Annotated in this window: 21 protein-coding genes; 7 read left to right on the top strand and 14 right to left on the bottom strand. The window is 63.5% G+C overall.

Going from position 1 to position 20,847, the window contains the following annotated elements; genetic code table 11:
• Positions 1 to 24 precede the first annotated feature (24 nt).
• Complete coding sequence (yiaY, locus tag PG897_RS08710) at positions 25 to 1,176, bottom strand: L-threonine dehydrogenase (RefSeq protein ID WP_017766153.1); 1,152 nt, start codon at positions 1,174 to 1,176, stop codon at positions 25 to 27.
• 391 nt (positions 1,177 to 1,567) lie between these two features.
• Here yiaY and udp point away from each other — a divergent pair, with 391 nt between their 5' ends.
• Positions 1,568 to 2,323: a uridine phosphorylase gene (gene udp / locus PG897_RS08705; protein WP_005298967.1), complete on the top strand. Its 756-nt coding sequence runs from the start codon at positions 1,568 to 1,570 to the stop codon at positions 2,321 to 2,323.
• 119 nt (positions 2,324 to 2,442) lie between these two features.
• On the opposite strand, the gene PG897_RS08700 is transcribed toward udp, so the two are convergent.
• Positions 2,443 to 3,207, bottom strand: a complete 765-nt coding sequence (locus tag PG897_RS08700; RefSeq protein WP_270828890.1) for an RluA family pseudouridine synthase — start codon at positions 3,205 to 3,207, stop codon at positions 2,443 to 2,445.
• A 164-nt stretch (positions 3,208 to 3,371) separates the two neighbouring features.
• Here PG897_RS08700 and rihA point away from each other — a divergent pair, with 164 nt between their 5' ends.
• On the top strand, positions 3,372 to 4,307 hold the full coding sequence (gene rihA / locus PG897_RS08695) for a pyrimidine-specific ribonucleoside hydrolase RihA (RefSeq protein ID WP_270828889.1): 936 nt from the start codon (positions 3,372 to 3,374) through the stop codon (positions 4,305 to 4,307).
• Positions 4,308 to 4,341: 34 nt separating this feature from the next.
• Positions 4,342 to 4,812, top strand: a complete 471-nt coding sequence (locus PG897_RS08690; protein WP_005298971.1) for a hypothetical protein — start codon at positions 4,342 to 4,344, stop codon at positions 4,810 to 4,812.
• Between the two features lie 108 nt (positions 4,813 to 4,920).
• Here the strand turns inward: PG897_RS08690 and PG897_RS08685 are convergent, their stop codons facing one another.
• From PG897_RS08685 to PG897_RS08675, 3 genes are all read right to left on the bottom strand, one after another.
• Entirely contained in the window at positions 4,921 to 5,217 is a 297-nt protein-coding gene (locus PG897_RS08685; RefSeq protein WP_005298972.1) for a winged helix-turn-helix domain-containing protein, read from the bottom strand.
• On the bottom strand, positions 5,214 to 5,744 hold the full coding sequence (locus PG897_RS08680; RefSeq protein WP_010634531.1) for a DUF1523 family protein: 531 nt from the start codon (positions 5,742 to 5,744) through the stop codon (positions 5,214 to 5,216). Before PG897_RS08680 ends, PG897_RS08685 begins: the two co-directional genes overlap by 4 nt.
• Before the next feature lie 178 nt (positions 5,745 to 5,922).
• Entirely contained in the window at positions 5,923 to 7,545 is a 1,623-nt protein-coding gene (locus PG897_RS08675) for a methyl-accepting chemotaxis protein (RefSeq protein ID WP_270828888.1), read from the bottom strand.
• Between the two features lie 164 nt (positions 7,546 to 7,709).
• Here PG897_RS08675 and PG897_RS08670 point away from each other — a divergent pair, with 164 nt between their 5' ends.
• Positions 7,710 to 8,342, top strand: coding sequence for a LysE family translocator (locus PG897_RS08670; RefSeq protein WP_270828887.1), 633 nt, complete (start codon positions 7,710 to 7,712; stop codon positions 8,340 to 8,342).
• Positions 8,343 to 8,595: 253 nt separating this feature from the next.
• Entirely contained in the window at positions 8,596 to 9,396 is an 801-nt protein-coding gene (locus tag PG897_RS08665) for a DUF1460 domain-containing protein (protein ID WP_270828885.1), read from the top strand.
• Positions 9,397 to 9,482: 86 nt separating this feature from the next.
• On the opposite strand, the gene PG897_RS08660 is transcribed toward PG897_RS08665, so the two are convergent.
• The 9 genes from PG897_RS08660 to PG897_RS08620 all read right to left on the bottom strand — a co-directional run bounded on the left by PG897_RS08660 (position 9,483) and on the right by PG897_RS08620 (position 17,912).
• Complete coding sequence (locus PG897_RS08660) at positions 9,483 to 10,691, bottom strand: cation:proton antiporter (protein WP_270828884.1); 1,209 nt, start codon at positions 10,689 to 10,691, stop codon at positions 9,483 to 9,485.
• A gap of 22 nt (positions 10,692 to 10,713) precedes the next feature.
• Positions 10,714 to 11,817, bottom strand: coding sequence for a beta-N-acetylglucosaminidase domain-containing protein (locus tag PG897_RS08655; protein WP_270828883.1), 1,104 nt, complete (start codon positions 11,815 to 11,817; stop codon positions 10,714 to 10,716).
• 39 nt (positions 11,818 to 11,856) lie between these two features.
• Complete coding sequence (locus PG897_RS08650; protein WP_005298984.1) at positions 11,857 to 13,584, bottom strand: potassium/proton antiporter; 1,728 nt, start codon at positions 13,582 to 13,584, stop codon at positions 11,857 to 11,859.
• Positions 13,585 to 13,855: 271 nt separating this feature from the next.
• Positions 13,856 to 14,002, bottom strand: a complete 147-nt coding sequence (locus PG897_RS08645) for a hypothetical protein (RefSeq protein WP_005298986.1) — start codon at positions 14,000 to 14,002, stop codon at positions 13,856 to 13,858.
• Positions 13,999 to 14,688, bottom strand: coding sequence for a M15 family metallopeptidase (locus PG897_RS08640; protein WP_017766164.1), 690 nt, complete (start codon positions 14,686 to 14,688; stop codon positions 13,999 to 14,001). The genes PG897_RS08645 and PG897_RS08640 overlap by 4 nt, the downstream gene beginning before the upstream one ends.
• Positions 14,685 to 15,812: a succinyl-diaminopimelate desuccinylase gene (dapE, locus tag PG897_RS08635; RefSeq protein WP_017766165.1), complete on the bottom strand. Its 1,128-nt coding sequence runs from the start codon at positions 15,810 to 15,812 to the stop codon at positions 14,685 to 14,687. Before dapE ends, PG897_RS08640 begins: the two co-directional genes overlap by 4 nt.
• 9 nt (positions 15,813 to 15,821) lie before the next feature.
• Positions 15,822 to 16,172: an ArsC family reductase gene (locus PG897_RS08630; RefSeq protein WP_017766166.1), complete on the bottom strand. Its 351-nt coding sequence runs from the start codon at positions 16,170 to 16,172 to the stop codon at positions 15,822 to 15,824.
• Positions 16,173 to 16,368: 196 nt separating this feature from the next.
• Complete coding sequence (locus tag PG897_RS08625; RefSeq protein ID WP_017766167.1) at positions 16,369 to 17,280, bottom strand: LysR family transcriptional regulator; 912 nt, start codon at positions 17,278 to 17,280, stop codon at positions 16,369 to 16,371.
• 317 nt (positions 17,281 to 17,597) lie between these two features.
• Positions 17,598 to 17,912 carry a hypothetical protein gene (locus tag PG897_RS08620; RefSeq protein WP_005298999.1) on the bottom strand — a complete coding sequence of 105 codons (315 nt, stop codon included), beginning with the start codon at positions 17,910 to 17,912 and terminating at the stop codon, positions 17,598 to 17,600.
• Positions 17,913 to 18,198: 286 nt separating this feature from the next.
• Here PG897_RS08620 and dcuC point away from each other — a divergent pair, with 286 nt between their 5' ends.
• Positions 18,199 to 19,575, top strand: a complete 1,377-nt coding sequence (dcuC, locus tag PG897_RS08615; RefSeq protein WP_270828882.1) for a C4-dicarboxylate transporter DcuC — start codon at positions 18,199 to 18,201, stop codon at positions 19,573 to 19,575.
• A gap of 84 nt (positions 19,576 to 19,659) precedes the next feature.
• Positions 19,660 to 20,799, top strand: coding sequence for a M20 family metallopeptidase (locus tag PG897_RS08610; protein WP_270828881.1), 1,140 nt, complete (start codon positions 19,660 to 19,662; stop codon positions 20,797 to 20,799).
• Positions 20,800 to 20,847 lie beyond the last annotated feature (48 nt).

The raw sequence follows: 20,847 nt of genomic DNA, 5'->3' as shown, positions 1-20,847 counted from the left end.
ACCCTTTCTGCCCATTGCGCCCCCTTACATGGCGGCGCGGAAGATGGCGACGATCTCGTCGTGGCTCGCCTGTTTCGGGTTGGTGAAGCCGCAGGCGTCTTTCAGGGCGTTCTCGGCCAGCAGGTTGAAGTCGTCAGCCTTGACGCCGAGCTGCTCCAGTCCGGCCGGGATCTTGACGTCGCGGGCCAGCTGCTGGATGGCGGCAATGGCGGCGGCGGCCCCTTGCTCATCGGTCATGGCGCTCACGTCCACCCCCATGTGGCGGGCCACGTCCTTCAGGCGGCCGGCGCACACCTGGGCGTTGTAGGCCTGCACGTGGGGCAGCAGCACGGCATTGCACACCCCGTGCGGCAGGTCGTAGAAACCGCCCAGCTGGTGGGCCATGGCGTGCACATAACCCAGGCTTGCGTTGTTGAAGGCCATGCCGGCCAGGAACTGGGCGTAGGCCATCTGCTCGCGGGCGTGCAGATCGTCGCCGTGGTTGACCGCGGTGCGCAGGTGTTTGGCGATGAGCTGGATGGCCATGATGGCGCTGGCATCGGTCACCGGAGTGGCGATGGTGGAGACATAAGCCTCGATGGCGTGGGTCAGCGCATCCATGCCGGTGGCGGCGGTGAGGCCGGCCGGCTTGGCCAGCATCAGCTCGGGGTCGTTGACCGACATCAGCGGGGTGACGTGCTTGTCGACGATGGCCATCTTCACGTGGCGGGCCTCGTCGGTGATGATGCAGAAGCGAGTCATCTCGGAGGCGGTGCCGGCGGTGGTGTTGATGGCGATGAGCGGCAGTTGCGGTTTGGCGGAGCGATCCACCCCTTCGTAATCCTTGATGCTGCCACCGTTGGCGGCCACCAGGGCGATCCCCTTGGCGCAGTCGTGGGGCGAGCCGCCCCCCAGCGAGATGACGCAGTCGCAGCCATTGGCCTTGAGCATGGCCAGGCCCGCTTCCACGTTGGTCATGGTGGGGTTGGGTTTGGTCTCGTCGAAAACTGCGCTTTCAATGCCATGTTCTGCCAGCAGGCCGGCCACCTTGGCCACCACGCCAATCTGGTTGAGGATCTTGTCGGTGACGATCAGCGCCTTGCGATGGCCATAACCCTTGATATCGGCTGCCGCCTCTTGCAGGCAGCCTGCTCCCATCAGGTTGATTGCGGGAATGTAGAACTTGAATGTCGCCATGATGGACTCCGTATGATTAGCCATTAAGTGGTATACGGGCGCCAACATAGCACCGTCAGGGGGGATGAAAAGGGGTCAATAGTATCTGCTTTGCAACTTTATGGACTCGATCACGTACCGGAAACATGGGCCGCGACAGGGATTGACAAGCGCGCTAGCCTGTTCGCGAACAGAAAAACGTTTTTCAATTAATTCATCAAGTTAGCAAACGTTTTGCGCCGAATTTGTGGCTGTCAATGCAAGGAAGTGTGAGATGCTTCAAGGAATTGGAAAGCGCTTTCGACCATAGTTGGCGCCTCCCCGACGAGGGGAGTGAAGGCTTGAAAGTACCATAAAGAATCACCTTAACTTGCCCCTGACCATGCTGGTGGGGAGCAACCAGGAGTCCACTATGTCTGATGTATTTCACTTGGGTTTGAAAAAAGCGGATCTGCAAGGCGCCACCTTGGCGATCGTTCCCGGTGACCCCGAGCGCGTGAAGCGCATCGCAGAGCTGTTGGATAACCCGGTGCACCTGGCCAGCCATCGTGAGTTCACTACCTGGCGCGGCGAGATGGACGGCAAGGCCGTGATCATCTGCTCCACCGGTATCGGCGGCCCGTCCACCTCCATCGCGGTGGAAGAGCTGGCTCAGCTGGGCATCCGTACCTTCCTGCGCATCGGCACCACCGGCGCCATCCAGCCGCACCTGAACGTGGGCGACGTGATCGTCACCACCGGCTCCGTGCGCCTCGATGGTGCCAGCCTGCACTTCGCGCCGATGGAGTTCCCGGCCGTGGCTGACTTCGACTGCACCACTGCGCTGGTCAACACCGCCAAGGAGCTGGGCTCCAAGCTGCACGTGGGCGTTACCGCCTCTTCTGACACCTTCTACCCGGGTCAGGAGCGCTACGACACCTTCTCCGGCCGCGTGGTACAACGCTTCCAGGGTTCCATGAAAGAGTGGCAATCCATGGGCGTGCTGAACTTCGAAATGGAGTCCGCAACACTGCTGACCATGTGCTCCAGCCAGGGCCTGCGCGCCGGCATGGTGGCCGGTGTCATCGTGAACCGTACCCAGCAAGAGATCCCGAACGCCGAGACCATGGCGAAGACCGAATCTGATGCCATCAAGATCGTGCTGGGCGCCGCCCGCAAACTGATCTGATAGCCCTCTTTGTAACAAAGAGTACCGAGTGGGGGGTGGGGGCCGTTGCGAAAGCGCGGCCCCTATCTTTATCCGCCGTTGACCGCTTTTCCCCTTCTCCTTGTCCCCTCTTTCCCGCGTTACCCCTGTTGCCCCGTCATGGCCGCCAGCGCCTGCTCAAAGGGTGCCTCACAGCGGATCTGCATCGGCTCGCCACTGATCGGGTGAACAAAATCGAGCTCACTGGCGTGCAGCATCAGCCGCGGTGCCTGGGCGCAGCCGGGCGGCAGCAGGCCGCCATAAAGATCGCAGCCAAGAATGGGATGACCCAGCTGTTGGCTGTGGATGCGCAGCTGATGGGTGCGACCGGTTTCCGGTACCAGCCGCACCGAGGTCAGCGGTACGGCGTCGCCCTGTACCTGGCAGATCAGGCGCGTCATCACCTGATAGCGGGAGCGGGCGGGCTTGCCGCTGACGGCGCAGATGCTCATCAGCGGAAACAGCGCCGGATCCTTGGCGATGGGGGCGTCGATCACCCCCTCGTCTTCGGCCAGATGGCCGCACAGCAGGGCGCTGTAGGCCTTGCTCACCGAGCGCTGGCTGAACTGGCGGCAGAGCAGGGCGTTGATGGCCTTGTTCCTGGCCACCAGCATGATCCCCGAGGTGCCAAAATCGAGGCGATGGACCAGGGCGCAACCGGGATAATCTTGCACCAGCCGGTGATGCACCGAGTCGAGGTTCTGCGGGTTCTTGCCCGACAGGCTCAGCAGGCCGCTCGGCTTGTTGATGAGCAACAAGTGTTCATCCTCAAACAGGATCTCGATGGCGGCCGCACAGGGCGGGGCGATGAAGGTGTCGATGATGACGGACATGGGGCGCACGGTCTGAAAAGGGAGGGGGATCATACCCGAACCGGCGGGGCACGGCGAATAACTGCAGAAGCGGCCCTCGTCTTGTGACTAACTGCTTGATAACGCAGGGAAGGGGCCGTTTTGTGACCCCTTCCAGAGTTAATGCAGTCGCGGCTTGCTAAGGTATGGCTCCCTGTCATGTTGTAAGGAGCCTGTCCATGGCGTTGCCCGTTATTCTCGATTGCGATCCCGGCCACGATGATGCCATCGCCCTCATCCTGGCGCTGGCCAGCCCCGAGCTCAAGGTGCTGGCGGTCACCACCAGTGCGGGTAACCAGACGCCGGACAAGACCCTCAACAATGCCCTGCGCATCCTGACCCTGCTGGGGCGTGACGACATTCCGGTGGCGGCGGGGGCTCCCAAGCCGCTGGCCCGCGAGCTTATCATCGCCGACAACGTCCATGGCGAGTCGGGGCTCGATGGCCCCAAATTGCCGGATCCCGCCTTTGCCCCCGTGGCCATGACCGCCCTTGAGCTGATGGCCAGCTGCCTGCGCGAGAGCCCTGAGCCCGTGACCCTGGTGCCAACCGGCCCGCTCACCAACATCGCCCTGCTGCTGGCGGCCCACCCCGAGCTCAAATCCAAGATCGCCCGCATCGTGCTGATGGGCGGCGCGGCGGGAGCTGGCAACTGGACCCCGGCGGCGGAATTCAATATTTATGTGGACCCGGAAGCGGCCGATATGGTGTTCAAGTCGGGGCTCCCCATCACCATGTGCGGGCTGGACGTGACCCACCAGGCGCAGGTGATGGACGAGGACATCGAACGGGTACGCGCCATCAACAATCCGGTGGCCCAGTGCGTGGCCGGTCTGCTCGACTTTTTCATGATCTACCACCGGGATCCCAAGTGGGGATTTGCTGGCGCGCCGCTGCACGACCCCTGTACCATTGCCTGGTTGCTGGCTCCCGCGCTGTTCCACGGGGTCGAGTGCCGGGTCGATATCGAGACAGGCGGCACCCATACTAGCGGCATGACGGTGGTGGATCGTTACGGTCTGACCGGCAAGTCGGCCAATGCGCTGGTGCTGCTGGGGCTGGATCGGGCCGGTTTTATCGATCTGCTGGTCACGCGGCTGCGGGCCTTTGACTGAACGCAGTTCCACTCTTGCAAGAAGGGGCGAAGCGATGTGGAAGACAGGGCTGGCACTGTTGGCCGGGTTGCAACTGACGGGGTGTGCCACGCCGTTCGAGTCGATGTGGCAGGGGCTGGCGACCTGCGAGCTGGATGATCTCTATCTCGACAGCGAGACCGGCAAGCCGGCGCACCCGCAGCTCAACCACTACACCCCCTACAAGGTGGCGGACGGCTTCGCCTGGTACAAGACCCGCCAGGAGTTGCACGGCCTGCCCATCAGCGGTTTTCTCATTCCGGCCTCCACCTTCGAGGTGCACGCCCTGTTCGTGGATACCCCCATCGCCAACGCGCGCCGGCTGACCCACAACGCCTACGGCAGCGAGTTTTCCGACGAGCAGAAGCACGATGAAGGGCTGGCTCCTTTGCTGCTGCGCGATCCCAACAACCCCAAGCGCTCCATCATCGACTGCACCCGGGGCGAGAGCCAGGAGTCGCTGCCGGAGGAGCCTTTCCCCGAGTAGAAACAAGGCCGACGCCTTGGCAGAGATAAAAAGAGGGCCAGCCTTGTCGGCTGGCCCTCTTTCTATCTGGCGGATTGGTCCCAGTCACAGACGATCAAGTCTGTGGTTTCAGGGGTAACCCAGCGTCTCTTTGATGACCGGCAACTGGGCTTTTATCCAGGCCGGGTTGATGGGTCCCCAGTCACTGATACGATAGTGCCCCTGCAGATGGCGAGCCCCCTCGGTCTGCTCGAAGCCGCAGCTGATGTCCAGCTCGGCCAGGGCGCTGAGCGTATCCTGCGCGGTGCGGCGCGGCATGCCGGTCGCCTCCATGATGGCCGGCACCGTATCCGTGCCCTGGCTGATGAGCCAGGCCACGTAGAGCCGGCGATAGAAGCTGGTGCGCGTCTTGCTCGGCTCACTCATATCTCGTCCTCGAGACGATCGAAGTAGCGCCAGGTAGCGATGGCAGCCTTGCCCATCACCAGGGCCCAGATGCCGAACCAGAACCAGCGGAAGAAGCTCCAGGTGGAGGCGTCGGGCTCGGTGCTTTCAATCTTGGTGACGTTGGGGAACATGGAGAACATGTTGATGCGCCAGCCGTAGGAGGTGATGATGGCCAGCCGTTTTTCGAACTCCATGGACTTGGCCTTGGCCTGCACGTCGGCGGCGTTGAACTTGAAGTAGAAGGGCCAGCCCCACTCGGTGTCTTCGTTGCGGAACACGCGGATCTTCTCGCCGGGACGCTCGGTATAGATGTAGTAAACGTCGGTGGTGGGGCCGTCGGCCGGGTTCTTCTGGCTGATGGGGCCATCCTTGTCGGTGCGTTTCACCTCCACCCCTGTGATGGTGGCGATGGTGTGTTCCGGCAGGTAGTAGTCGAGCCAGATGGCGGTGACGAGGGCGATGAGCCCGAGGCCGATGAAGGCCGGTTTCTTGAAGGACAGCTTCATGATGATCTCGCATGAGGGGGAGTGACGTGCCTCTACCATACCCATATTTGGTGAGGTAGCCCAGCCCCCAATGAAGCCTGATCATAAAAAATAGCGTTTAAAAGAATAACAAGTCGTCAGCGTCATTAACAGAGAGGCCCCGCGTGCGGGGCCTCTCTGTCTGGTCAGCGGGTCGGCGTCACAGCTGGAACTGGGACAGCTGCTTGCGCTGCTGCTCGGCGAGCTGTGACAGTTCGTGACTGGCGGCGGTACTCTGGCTGATGCCGGCCGCGTTCTGGTTCACGATCTCGTGGATGTTGGTGATGTTGCGGTTGATGTCGGCGGTGACGCAGGACTGCTCCTCGGCGGCGGTAGCCACCTGGGCGTTGGCGCCGTTGATCTGGTTGACCGCCTCCGTGATGCCGCCCAGCAGATCCTGCACCTGGCCGGAGAGCTGCTGGTTGTGGGCCAGGATGGCCAGGGTATCCTGCACGCCGCTGTTGGCGGAGAGAGACTGGCTCTGCAGCTGCTCGATGATGGCCTGGATCTCCTTGGTGGAGTCCTGGGTGCGGGCCGCCAGCATGCGCACCTCGTCGGCCACCACCGCAAAGCCGCGACCGGTTTCACCGGCGCGGGCGGCCTCGATGGCGGCGTTGAGGGCCAGCAGGTTGGTCTGCTCGGAAATCCCCTGGATGACCTCGATTACCTTGCCGATCTGCTCGGACTGGGACTTAAGGCTGGCCACCACGGAGGCGGCGCTCTCCAGACTGTTGGCCATGCGGCTGTTGGCCTGGATGCTCTCGGCAAACAGCGCCAGCCCCTCTTCGACCCGCTGGTTGGCATCGCGCGCCAGCTCGTCGGCCAGGGCTGCGTTGTGGTTGACGTTGTCGGCGGTGCTGGCCAGCTCGGTGACGGCGGAGGCCACCTGTTCGGTCTCACCGCGCTGCTGCTGGGCATTGACCTCTGCCTGGGTCATCACGGCGGCGAGTTCGGTGGCGGCGGAGGCCACGTTGCCACTGATGCCGGTCAGGGTGTTGATGGTGCTGCCAAGCTGGGTCAGGGTCTGGTTGATGTCGGCGGCCAGCTGGCTCAGCTCGTTGTTGCCATCGCTGACGGCACGCACGTTGAAGCGGCCCTGGGCCACCGCGCGCATCACCTGCTGCAGCTGACCGATGGGACGCACGATGCGGCCGGAGAGCCACCAGCCACCAAACAGGGCAGCGGCCAGACTGGCTGCCATCAGCAGCAGGGTACGCAGCAGGGTGGCGTGGTAGTGAGCCTGCTCCTCGGCAATTTCAGCCAGGATCAGCTGGTTGACGTGGGCGGACATGGCATCGATCTGCTTGATGAGATCCTCCCCCAGATCGCGAAAGCGCAGGCGGGCCTGCTCATAGGCGGCAGGATCGCCGCCACCCTGGTGCTTGGCGGCCAGCAGCGGCAGCATGTTGCTGCGGGTGTGGCCGAGGTAGGCCTGCAGGGCGGCCGCGACCCGGCTGTTGTCCTGCTCGGCGCCGGCGATGGCCAGTCTGGCCAGGATGGCACCTATCTCCTGCTCCGCGGCGGAGAGCTCGCTGGGCAGCTGGGCAAAGCGGGCGGGATCGTAGAGGCCGTAGATGGCGTTGGTGCGCAGCCGGTAGGTGGCGTGGATCAGGGTGGCGATGTCGTCCTTGTGACGGGTCACGCTGGCGGTGGTCTCGTTCATGTCGTCGATGGCGCGGTCGATGTCCTGTTTGCTGATCCCGATCATCAGGATCATCAACAGGCTGGCGAGCAGGAGAGGGATGAGTACTTGCAGACGGATAGAGAGATTATTCAATGACATGAAAGATCCTGACCCAAAAGAGAAACAAGGCGGCATCTTACACAGGCGCGACAAAGCTTGTCACAGGTTTTTAAGGTGCAAAACCGGCTATTTGAAAAGGTTTTTTCTTGTGTTAAATGAGTGTGATAGGCAAGATCGTCGGTCTGTTACCATGGAGGTGTTGTGTGTCCGACTGGATCGATCCTGCCATTTTGGCGCTGTTTATTCCCACGTTCTTTTTTGTCTCTGTGACCCCCGGCATGTGCATGACCCTGGCGATGACCCTCGGCATGAGTCTGGGGGTGCGCCGCACCCTGCACATGATGTGGGGCGAGCTCATCGGGGTTGGCCTGGTCTCTGTGCTGTCGGTGATCGGGGTGGCGGCCGTCATGCTCAACTACCCGGCGCTGTTTGCCGCCTTCAAGTACGTGGGCGGCGCCTATCTCATCTGGCTAGGCATCCAGATGTGGCAGGCCAAGGGCAAGCTGGCGATCCCGGCGGATCTGTCGGCCGCCCAGGAGACCCGGCCGCTGGCGCTGGCCATGCAGGGCTTCGTTACCGCCATCGCCAACCCCAAGGGGTGGGCCTTCATGGTCTCCCTGTTGCCCCCCTTCATCAACGCGGCCAAGCCGATGCCCCCCCAGATCAGCGCCCTGGTGGCCCTGATCCTGCTCATCGAGTTCTCCTGTCTGCTGCTCTACGCCAGTGGCGGTCGCACCCTGCGCCACTTCCTCGCCAAGAGCGGCAACGTCACCCTGATGAACCGGATTGCCGGCTCCCTGATGTTCGGCGTCGGGGTCTGGCTGGCGCTGGGTTGATACCGCGCTTGCCAGCTGGTCTGTTACTGCCGAAAAGCCCCGCCATGCGGGGCTTTTTCGTGATGCCTGCGGATACAAGGACCGACCATGAATGCGGTGATTGGGGCGGGATGGGGGAGGCTGGCCACATTTGCTTACATTTATCCGGTTTGCAAACGGCCAGGATGCCGTCAGTCTCGAATGGCATTCTCTTGCCCCTGCGAGAGAGTGCACAGGGTCCGTTCATTAACATTTCGAGCAAGGAGATTTAAGGATGATGAGGCTGACCAGTATTGCATTGCTCCTGTTTGCCGGCGCAGCGGCTGCCGGCAAAGAGAGGAACCTCGATTTTTACAACATCGAGGAGCCGCAACTTATCGAGCTGTTTGCCCGCCAGCAGGGGGGGCCGGGTCAGACGATCAAGACCTTCTCCAGCCTGTTTCTGGGCAACCCCTATGTGGCCAACCGGCTGGTGGGGTCGAACGAGGTGCAGGAGAAGCTGGTGGTGGATTTTGGCGGGCTCGATTGCTTCACCTATCTGGATTATGTCGAGTCGCTGCGTCGCGCAACGAGTGTGCATCACTTCATCGAGAACCTGATGCACACTCGTTACGTGAACGGTGAGGTCAACTATCTGACCAGAAAGCACTTCTTCTCCGACTGGGTGCATGGCGACAATAAGGTGAGCGATAAGGTGAGCGATGTGACCCATCTGGTGGGCGGCGCCGCGGTGACCACGGCCAAGCTGCTCAACCAGAAGGCCGACGGCGGCCACTACATTCCGGGGCTGGGGGTGACGGCGCGGGACATCACCTACATTCCGTCCGCCAGCATCGACGAGAACACCCTGAGTCTGCTGGAAGAGGGGGACTATATCGGCATCTACACCGATCTGGCCGGGCTCGACGTCACTCACACCGGCATCTTTATCCGCGGCGAGAACGGCCCCGTGCTGCGCAATGCCTCCTCCCTCTCGAGCAAGATGCAGGTGGTAGACTCCCCCTTCCTGGAGTATGTGCAGAACAAGCCGGGGATCCTGGTCTATCGGCCGCAGGCCGAGGACTCGAGCTCCTAGGGAGGGCCCTGGCCGAGATGGACGCCTTGCGTCCGATAAAAGAAAGCCCCGGGCAGTGTCCGGGGCTTTTTGTTGGCGGCGCTCCCTCAACGGGGTTTGAAGCGGGCGACCCAGGGGTTGGCGCTAAGACCGTGCAGGATGACGCTCAGGATGATGGTGCAGAGCACGGTGGCGATGATGGGGCGCTGGCCGAGGAGGGCCGGCTCATTTTGCAGCACCATCACCGCAAAGACGATGCTGGCCAGCCCCCGCGGCCCGAACCAGCCGATGAAGAGCTTGAGTTCGAGCCTGAGGCCGGTACCGAGCAGGCTCAGCCAGACTGGCAGCATGCGCAGCAGGGTGAGGCTGGCGGCGGCATAGAGCCAGTATTGCCAGTGCAGCAGCTCTGCCAGCATGGGCATCAGGGTGGCGCCGAACACCATCCAGATCACCACCGAGAGCAGATCCCCGTATCCCTCGCAGCTGTCCAGGTAGGCGTGCTTGTGCTCCCCCAGTTTGCGGCCCATCAGCAGGCCGCCGACGAAGGCGGCGATGAAGCCGCTGCCGCCCAGGGTCTGGGCCAGCGCGAAGCAGAGCAGGGCCAGCCCCGGCATGGTGAGCTGGCGCCAGAGCGGCAGCTGCCAGCCGTTGAGGTAGGAGGTCTTGAGCAGGCGCAGGGTGAAGGTGGTGAGCCCCCAGGCCACCAGCAGGCCGATGCCGATCTCCTCCAGCAGCAGGGTGATGGCCAGCAGGCCGGTGCCGCTGTGCTGCTCGGTGGGGGCGATGAGGGCGAGCAGCAGAAGCAGCACGGGTACGCAGATGCCGTCATTGAGGCCGCTCTCCTGGTTGAGCCCCTCGCGGATGGGGGCGGGCACCGCCGGGTTGCTCACCACCGCCTTGCCGAGCGCCGCATCGGTGGGGGCGAGTATGGTGGAGAGGATCGCCAGCTCCAGCAGCGGCAGGTCCGGGTAGACCCAGCGACCGAACAGGGCGCCGGCCGCCAGGGTGAGCGGCAGGCCGATCAGCAGCAGCCGGATGGGCAGGCTGCGGTTGGCCAGCAGCACCTGCCAGTTGGTGTTGGCCGCATCGCTGAACAGCACTATGACCAGGGTCAGCTCCGCCAACAGCTTGATGCCATCGCTGTCGATGGAGAGAGAGAGCAGCTCGATGCCGCCCGGCCCCAGCAGCCAGCCCATCAGCAAGAACAGCAGGGGGCCGTTGATGAGGCGGGATTCAAAGCGCCCGGCGATCAGGCTGTAGATGAGCAGGAAGGCGGCGATCACCGCCAGGTTCTGGTAAATCAGGGACGCGTCCATGCTGCCTCCTGTGGCTGTGGGATCAGTCGGTGAGACAGTCCGGGTCGAACACATACTCGCCATCGAGCCAGCGCAGGATCTCGTCGACGCAGGATTGGTCGCGAAACGGCAGGTAGCGGGCCTTGAGGTGAGTCACCTGCTCAGGGGTCAGCTGGGCCAGCCCTATGTCCTGAAACAGCGGCAGGTCAGCCTGGATCATGGCGGAGATCTGCGGGCCGCAAGTGGCGTTGAGGGAGGCGTGCAGTGCCTTGTCCGGATCGTACTGCTTGCCGAGCTTGTAGCTCATGGGCAGGGTGGCCAGCGGCAGCACCGACAGCGCCGCCTGCTTCATGGGATTGACCGCGTGGCCGCTCACGAGATCCGCCAACTCCGCCGGGCGGTTTTCGAAGGCGCGTAGGTGCAGGAAGCTGCTGGCCTTGCTGCCGTCGTTGACCGGGTAGTTGTCCCACAGGAACGGCTTGCGGTGCAGCCACTCGGCCGTCTGGCGCAGGTGGGCCACCGGGTACTCGCTGGAGCAGACCTTGGGGCCGGTCCAGAAGATGTCTATGCGCCGATCCAGCCCCTGCCCCAGATCCTGCAGATAGTGGGGGGGCATGGCGCCGAACACCTTCTCCAGTACAGGATCCGTGCTGTAGTAGCTGGGGCAGAACAGCAGCCGGCCGGCACTGGTATGGGCCGCGATGTCGTGAGTGATGGTGAGCTGCCAGTGGGCGAGATCCGGGGTATCCCCCTTCATGTCGTCAAACAGGATCGCCAGGATGTCGGGCTTGAGCTCATCCTCGATGAGCCGCACCTTCTCCAGCAGGGCCGGCCGCTGGCGGGCATAGTCGTGATGGGCGCCCATGGGGCTCAGCCCCACCCCGAAGGCGAGGCCGTTGTCGCGGCACTGGCGGGCGAGCTGGCGCAGCGCCTCGAGCTGGGCGGCAGGCCAGGGCTTGGCCCAGTGCTTGCGCAGATAGCCATCCTCTTTCGGGGCATAGAGATAGAAGCCGTAACCGTGGCGGGGCAGCCACTGGGCGTAGCGGGCGCGGGCTTCCCAGCTCCAGCCCTTGCCAAAGAAGCCCTCGATCACCCCCAGGTTGGGCGAAGGGGGTTGCAGGCCGGACAACAGGGTTTGGTAAGGCATAGATAACTCCCTTCTCGCAGAGGACGAGGCAGACGGCGATCAGACCGGATCTTCTTCCAGAAAACGCACCCCTATTTTGCGGGGTTCACCCTCTTCCATTTCAGCTACGGTCCAGATCAGCCCCTGCCATTCGACGTGGTCGCCGACCACCAGATTATCGCCCAACTGCTGTGCAATAAAATGGCCAAGGGTCTGATCCGCCACCTCGCTCACATCCAGCCCGTACAGCGGTGCCAGATCCACCAGCTTGGCGGCCGCCTCCAGCAGGAAGTCGCCGAAGAAGCGCGGGCCCAGATCCTGCTCCGGCGCCTGGCTGAACAGCTGGCCGAGGGCCGGCAGGTCGCGCTCGTGACCGATGACGCAGAGGATGTCGTCCGATTGCAGACAGGTACTGCCCGAGGGGTGCAGCAGCTCCTGCTCGCGGAACAGGGCGCAGATGCGGGTGCCCTTGGGCATGCGCAGATCCCGCAGCGGCGAGCCGATGCACCACTTCTCGTCGCTCAGGCGATAGACGAAGGTCTCCCACTGGCTGTCGAGATCGATCTCGAGCCCGGAGCGGTTGATGGGCGAGGGGGGCGCCGGCACTTCGACCCGGGCGAGGCGGGAGGCCAGCGGCAGCGAGCTGCCCTGCAGGATCAGCGAAACCAGCACCACGAAGAAGGCGACATTGAAGTAGAGCTGGGCATTGGGCAGCCCCGCCATCATGGGGAACACCGCCAGAATGATCGGCACGGCGCCGCGCAGGCCGACCCAGGAGATGAACCAGCGCTCGCGGGGGGCGAAGTTCTTGAATGGCAGCAGGCCTATCCAGACCGAGATGGGGCGGGCGAACAGGATCATCCACATGGCCAGCGCCAGCGCCGGCAGGGCGATGGGCAGCAACTTGTGGGGGGAGGCGAGCAGCCCCAGCACCAGGAACATGCCGATCTGGCTGAGCCAGGTGAGGCCGTCCAGCACCGACAGGGTGGTGCTGCGACTGCGCAGGGAGAGGTTGCCGAGCAACAGGCCGGTGAGGTAGATGGCCAGGATGCCGCTGCCGCCTACCGCCGTGGTGAGGGCGAAGATGAGCAGGCCGCCGCTGACGGTGAGCAGCGGGTAGAGGCCGGGGGCCAGCCGGGCGCTGTTGATGAGCTTCCACAGCAGCCAGCCGGCGCCAAGACCGATGCCGGCTCCCAGTCCGAACTGCTTGAGCAGTTGCAGCAGCAGAAAGCCGCCATCCAGCCCCTGCTGGGCGGTGGCCAGCACCTCGATCAGGGTGACGGTAAGAAACACCGCCATGGGATCGTTGCTGCCTGACTCTATCTCCAGGGTGGCGCTGACCCGCTCGTTGAGGCTGCGCCCGCCGAGCAGGGAGAAGACCGCAGCCGCATCCGTGGAGCCGACGATGGCGCCGATCAGCATCCCCTGCAGCAGGTTGAGATCAAACAGCCAGGCGGCGGCGAGGCCCGTCAGGCCGGTGGTGATGGCCACCCCGACCGTGGCGAGCGACAGGGCGGGCCAGAGCGCGACTCGAAACGAGGAGACCCGGGTGCGCATGCCGCCGTCCAGCAAGATGATGGCGAGCGCCAGGTTGCCCACCAGGTAGGCGATGGAGTAGTCGGCGAAGTGGATGCCACCGGGGCCGTCCTCACCGGCCAGCATGCCGACGGCGAGGAAGATCACCAGGATGGGGATACCGAGACGGGAGGAGAGCGCGCTCAACAGGACACTGGCACCCACCAACAAGGCCGCGACGAGGAAGAAACTGTTGATGGTGACGGCATCCAATGGCGAACTCCTTCTGTCAAAATGCAAATCAGGCACATTATATGCAGTTTGACCGGCTCCGTGTGGCTTAATTGTGCATTTATTTGCAGTTTTTTACATTTTCAGTGCGATTGCTGCGAAGGGTTCTGGCCATCAAAAGGGGGCCAGCGGAGTGATCAGAGAGGTCGACAACGTGATGATGTTCACAAAATGGACACTTGAGGGAGAGGCGGGCGCCGCAGCGGGCAGCAAACGGCAGGGGCCCACGCCGGGCCCCTGCTGACCGAGGTCGTCAGTCGTCCTCGTCGTCCTTCACTTCCCGGATCTTGTCCTTGTAGCGGGGCAGCTCTTTCTCCAGTCGCTTCATGTCCTTGATGGCGTTGAGAAACAGGCCGAGCAGGAAGAGCAGGGGCAAGCCTATCCAGAGCCAGAGGTTCATGTGCTACTCCTTTCGTCGGTGGCCAGGGTGACATAGCGGGCCAGGATCTCGTCGAGGTTGGCCAGTATGGTCGCCTTGCCTTCAATATCCGCCTGTTGCAGGCAAAGTGCCAGCGCGGCCAGGTCGAGCCGCTGCTCGCGGGACTCAGGCGCAAAGCTGATGTGCCAGGGCTCGTAGGCGACGCCGCTGCCGGCACCGGCCGGCTTGGCATAGGGCAGGAAGAAGCCGAAGTCGTTCATGCGATCCTCCAGCCACTCGCTCAAGTCGGCAAACCAGCCTCCCTCTTCATACTCCCAGGGCTCCAGCGCCAGCCTGGTGCCGGCGGGCAGGCAGTCCGGGTCGTAGATGTCGAGATCGGTGCCCCAGTGGTGGCGGCTGGTGCCGGGCAGGGCGCTCCAGTGCAAGATGGCGTGCAGCCGCTCCTCGTCGCTCAGTTGCAGGGCGTCGATGGGCTGGCTGTGGGCATCGAGCAGGGGGCGCTCGCCGCGCCACTTGCCGTTCCAGATGGCGAGCTGGCGCTCGAAGCCCCGCCAGCTGGAGGCAGGCTGCAGGTTGAAGCCGGCGTGGGCGGCGGCCACCTGCATGTCGTTGAAGGCCGCCGCGGTGGCGGCCGTCAGCCGGTGCGGGCCTTGCCCCACCAGGATGAGGTGACCCTCATCCTGGCCCAGCAGTTGATCCTGGGTCATGCCAGCAACCTCGCGAGCACCCCTTGGTACATGTCTGCCAAGAGATCCAGATCGTCCGCCTTCACGCACTCGTTCACCTTGTGAATGGTGGCGTTGACCGGGCCCAGCTCAATGACTTCCGCCCCGGTGGGGGCGATAAAGCGTCCATCGGACGTTCCCCCCGTGGTGAGCAGGGCCGGCTGCTGGCCGTTGACCGCCTCGATGGCAGAAACCGCCGCCGCCAGCAGCTTGCCGGTGTCGGTGAGGAAGGGCTGGCCGGAGAGGGTCCACTTGATCTGGTAATCCAGACCGTGCCGCTCGAGCAGGGCTTCGACCCGCTCGCGGATCGCGGCATCGGTGAGCTCGGTGCTGAAGCGGAAGTTGAACTGGACGTGCAGTTCGCCGGGAATGACGTTGGAGGCACCGGTGCCGGCCTGGATGTTGGCGATCTGGAAGCTGGTGGGGGGGAAGTAGGCGTTGCCCTGATCCCATTCGATGGCGGCGAGTTCGGCCAGCGCCGGGGCCGCCTTGTGGATCGGGTTGTCCGCCAGATGGGGATAGGCGACGTGGCCCTGCACCCCACGCACCAGCAGATCGCCGGTGATAGAGCCGCGCCGGCCGTTCTTCACCACGTCCCCCACCACGGCGGTAGAGGAGGGCTCGCCGACGATGCACCAGCGGATCTTCTCGTTACGGGCCTCCAGGGTGTCGATCACCCGGGTGGTACCGTTGATGAAGGGCCCCTCCTCGTCGGAGGTGATGAGGAAGGCAATCGACCCAGTGTGATCCGGATGCTCGGCCACGAAGCGCTCGACCGCCACCACCATGGCGGCCAGCGAGCCCTTCATGTCGGCGGCGCCGCGCCCGTACAGCACGCCATCCTGGATGGTCGGCTCGAACGGCGGGGTGTGCCATTTGTCCAGCGGGCCGGCGGGCACCACGTCGGTGTGGCCGGCGAAGCAGAACAGCGGCCCCTCGCTGCCGCGGCGGGCCCAGAGGTTGGTGGTGTCTTCGAACACCATGGGCTCGATGACGAAGCCGAGCTTGGCGAGGCGCTCCGCCATCAGGGTCTGGCACCCTTCATCCAGCGGGGTAACGGAGGGGCGGCGGATCAGATCCTTGGCCAGTGCGATGACATCCGACATCGTTTTTCCTTAACGAGAGAAGAGGGATTGGTAGTGATCGGCCTTGAAGCCCAGGGTCAGCTCGCCGTCTTGGTCCAGCAGCGGGCGCTTGATCATGGCCGGGTGCTCCAGCAAGAGGGCGCGTGCCTTGGCGGTGTCGAGCCCCTGCTTGGCCTCGTCCGGCAGGGCGCGAAAAGTGGTGCCGCGGCTGTTGAGCAGCGCCTCCCAGCCGAGCTGGTCCAGCCAGCGGTCGAGGTCGGCCGGGTTCAGACCGTCGGCCCTGTGGTCGTGAAAGCGGTAGTCGATGCCGGCCTGCTCCAGCCACTTGCGGGCTTTCTTGATGGTGTCGCAGTTCTTGATGCCATAGAGGGTGGTGGCCATGGGGAGTCCTTTGTCTGCGGGCATGGGCCCGGAAAGCCGAAACTTGAGTCCTGAAACGGGAAATCAAGAGGAGGCCCGATTCTGGCATTGTGGCGATCCCAAGGCAACGCCGATGCGCATGGGGGAGGTGAGGCGAGGCGCTGGTCGGGCCTGGAAGGAGGGGAAAAGTACCCGGCGCAGGACGCGCCGGCGGGTATCAGAGTTCGCTCTGGGTGCGACACCAGAGGTGCAGTTCGGATTCGAACCAGTTGAGCATGGCGTTGTTGTCGTCGCGACGATGGCGAATGAGGCTCACCTCGAAGGTGGGCAGGGCGAAGCGGGTCTCGTACTCCACCAGATCCAGCAGCGGCATCAGCGGACGCAGCACCCGGGCAGGGGAGGTGAGCAGCAGAGGCGCGCAGGGCAGGATGAAGGGGGCCGCCAGAAAACTTTGTACTATCAAGGGGGTGTGTCGGGTCATGCCGTGGGCGGCCAGCAGATCATCGACGATGCCCCCTTCGCTGCCGCGTGGGGCGACCAGCAGGTGCTGGGCCTTGGCGAAGGATTCGATGCACAGCACCTGGCCCTGCAGCGGATGGCTGCGATGGGCGGCGCAGATCAGCTTGTCTTCGAACAGCGGGATGCGACGAAAACGGCCGGGCACCTCGTCCTGTTTGCTGATCACCATGCTGATGACCCCTTCGTCGAGCTGGCTCTCGTAGTCCGCATTGAGCGGCACCATGTGGATGCGCAGGTTGGGCGCCTGCTGCTGCAGCCGGGCCAGCAGGCTCGGCATCATCACGTACTCCACATAGGTGTGGGCCCCGATGCGCAGCACCCCCTCGAACTGGGCGGGGTCGAGCTGCTCGGGGGGGCTGAAGGTCTGCTCGATGTCGTGCAGGATCTCCCGCAGCGGCAGCAGCAAGGCCTCCGCCCGGGCGGTGGGTTCCATGCCCTGGGGGGTGCGGATCAGCAGGGGATCGTCATAGAGCAGACGCAAGCGGGCCAGTGCCCGGCTGACGGCCGGTTGGCTCATGGCGAGCCGTTCGGCGGCTTTGGTGGTGTTGCGCTCCTCCAGCAGTGCCTTGAGCACCACCAGCAGGTTGAGGTCGACGCCTCGTAAATTCATTCTGTGCATAATGGAATACTAATAAATCATTTCCTTAAGCAGGGCCTTCACTTTAGTCTCATTTCCCGTCGATGGTCAGCATGAAGCTTGGGTAAATCAGCGATTTATGCAAACCCATGTTGTCCTGTTACCTCTTTCGCGTGGTGCCGGAGGTGGCAAGATTCGACAGCCTGAACTCTTTACTCTGGTCATCCAGAGCGTTGCTTGCTTAGTACCCGCCGTCTCGGCGGGTTTTTTTTGCCTGCGGTTCAGGAAAAAGGGAGCCCGAAGAAGTACAAAACGCGCCGGTGGGCGCGTTATGGTGAGGGACTGAGCACTCAGGGCGCAACCGGCCACTGGTAGTCAAACACCTTGGCCCGCTCCCAGGGGGCGTCCGGCAGACTGGAGGAGAGGCCGGTATATTTGCCCACATCGTCCACCACGATGGCGGAGAGGATCGGCAACTGGTGCTCGGTGCAGTACATGCGGATGCGTTGCAGCAGGGTGCGCAGCTCATCCTGGCAATTCTCCAGCCCGGCCTGCCTGGCCAGCTTGGAGTAACGAATGGTGGTGCGTTCCTTTGCAGACTCGACGAGGATGTCCCATAGCTTGTAGTCGCAGGTCGTCATGCCTGCGGTGGCTCGGTCTGTCATAACTCTCTCCGGCGCGAAACGGTCTCTGTGTGTCGTTGCGCATCTTGGCCAGTTCACTGGCCCCTGACGTTGATCCAAAGCAAAAAAGCCTGAGGTTATTCGCCAGAACGCGTGGCAAAGGGATTCTAAAGGTTTGCCTTTAGTTTAAAAGACCGTTTTTTGTTAAGTGTGTAGCATTTTATTTTATCGAAGTGCGGTCAAGCCATCTTTCTTGACAGGGATCAATGGGAAAGCGCGGTCAGGCCACTAGATTCCGCTCCTCGATAACTTTATCAGGAGTGAATATTTGGAACTCGTCTTCGTCTTGCTCGTCCTGCTGGCCGTGGTCTACGGCATCGTCAAGGATTACAACCCGCAGGCGGTGCTGGCACTGGCCGGCATGGCCATCTTCACCGTCGCCTACTGGCTGGGATTGCACCCCATTCTGTCCGCCGACAAGAGCACCGGCTTCGCCCTGTTCGACCTGTTCGAGGTGTTCAAGGGGATCTTCTCCTACCGGGCGGCGGGGCTCGGCCTCACCATCATGGCGGTGGCCGGCTTTGCCACCTACATGTCCCATATCGGCGCCTCCCAGGCGCTGGTGCGGGTGGCGGTCAAGCCGGTGGCGGGCATCCAGTCCAGCTACCTGATGCTGGCCATCTGCTACCTGGTGGCGGTCTTCGTCTCCCTGTTCGTCACCTCCGCCACCGGCCTTGGCCTGCTGCTCATGGTCACCATGTACCCCGTGATGCGCAACCTCGGCATCAGCCCGGCCTCCGCCTGCGGCGTCATCGCCACCTCCCAGGCGTTCGAAATCGGCCCGACCCAGACCAACGCCATCTTCTCCGCCGGCCAGTCCGGCATGGATCCCACCAGCTATTTCGTCGACTACCAGATCTGGCTGGTGGCCCCCATGCTGCTGGTGACCATGGTGCTGCACTTCTTCTGGCAGCGGCACTGTGACCGCCAGGATGGCTGGGATCCGGCCCAGCATCGCGGCGAGCACGCCGAGCTGGACGAGAAAGGCACCGAGGCGGTAGCGGCGCCCACTTGGTATGCCCTGCTGCCCATCATCCCCTTCGTGCTGATGATGACCTTCTCCAAGCTGCTGGTGAGCGACATCAAGATGAGCGTGGAGGTGGCCATGCTGCTGTCGGTCTTTATCGGCATGCTGTGCGAGCTGCTGCGTACTCGCTCGGTGCGCAGCGCCTTTGCCGGGCTCTCCAGCTTCCTCGACGGCATGGGCAAGGTGTTCGGCCCCGTGGTGGCGCTCATCGTCTGTGCCGAGCTGTTTGCCGAATCCCTCAAGGCCATCGGCGCCATCGATACCCTGCTGCACTCGGCCAGCAATGCCGGCATCGGCAGTGGCCTGATGACCCTGGTGATGGTGGGACTCATCATGGTGGCGGCGGTCATCATGGGCTCGGGCAACGCGGCTTTCCTGAGCTTCTCGACCCTGGCCCCCGCGGTGGCGGCCAAGTTCGGGGTGCCGGCGGTGACCATGCTGCTGCCGATGCAGCTTGCCTCCAGCATCGGCCGCACCGTCTCCCCCATCGCGGCTGTGCTGATCGCCTGTGCGGGCATCGCCAATGTCTCCCCCTTCGTGGTGGTCAAGCGCACCTGCGTGCCCATGGCCGGCGCCCTGGTGACGGCGCTGACCCTCAACTATCTGCTGTTTATGTAAGCGGGTGGCGGACGGCACGGGTCGTTCGCCCCTTTCACTCGGCTGTCGGACGGGAGGCATACCCTCCCGTCCCAGGAGATGACAATGACAGACTCTCGCAACGCTTTTTCTCTGGACGCCTACCTGGCGGATCTGGCCCCCCTCATCAACCTCGATTGCGGTACCCGCACCCCGGCCGGGGTGGCGACGGTGGCCGACATCATGACCGAGAAATATGAGGCCATCGGCTGGCAGGTGACTCGCCACCAGTTTGCCGCCGAGTGCGGCCCCTGCCTCGAGGCAACCAATGCCCCCGGCGCCAGCCATTACGACGTGATGCTGGTGGGCCACATGGACACCGTCTTCCCGGTGGGGACGGCGGCCAAGCGACCGCTGAAAGTGGAAGGCAATCAGGCCTTTGGCCCTGGCGTGTCGGACATGAAGAGCGGCCTGCTTTCCACCTGGTATGCCCTCAAAGGGATGGACCCGGCCGTGCTGGCCAGGCTCAAGGTGCTGGTCTGCTGCAACTGTGATGAGGAGATAGGCTCCCCCTGGTCCAAGGAGTGGCTGGTGGAGAAGGCCAGACAGAGCGGCTGCGTGCTGGTGGCCGAGGCGGCCCGCCCCAATGGGGATCTCATCAGCGCCCGCAAGGGCAATGCCAAGTACCGCATTGCCTTCCACGGCAAGGCCTCCCACGCTGGCTCGGCGCTGAGTGAGGGGATCTCCGCCATCACGGAGCTGGCCCACTGGGTGCTCGCCATCAACCAGCAGGTCAACCTCGACACCGGCACCACCATGAACGTGGGGGTGGTGCAGGGAGGGACCGGCGTCAACGTGGTGCCGGACTTTGCCGAGGCGATCGTGGATCTGCGCTTCTGGAGCAATGACGAAGCGGCCGCCGTGCACGAGCGGCTCACCTTCATGGCCAACAACCCCTTCCTCGCCGGTTGCCGGGTCGAGGTGGATCGTCAGAGCTTCAAGCCGGCGATGCGCCCGAGCGACGACACAGAGGCCGTGATGGCGCTGGTGGAGGTGGCGGCGAAAGAGGAGGGGATCTCCTTCAACTGGCTGGAGGCCGGCGGCGGCTCCGATGCCAACTTTACCGCTGCGGCCGGGGTACCGTCGCTCGATGGCTTCGGCCCTATGGGGGGCGGCTTCCACTCGGAGGCGGAGTTCCTGCTGCTGGAGAGCATCGAGCCGCGCATTCGCCTGTTGCAGCGGGTGCTGGGCAAGCTGGCCGGATAGGCTGCATGACAAGCAAAACGGGAGGCCATCGCCTCCCGTTTTTTATCT

This window comes from Aeromonas sp. QDB20 (assembly GCF_027707805.1).
GTDB lineage: Bacteria > Pseudomonadota > Gammaproteobacteria > Enterobacterales > Aeromonadaceae > Aeromonas > Aeromonas dhakensis.
Note: the sequence above shows the minus strand (reverse complement) of the source record. Positions and strands in the feature narration are given on the sequence as shown.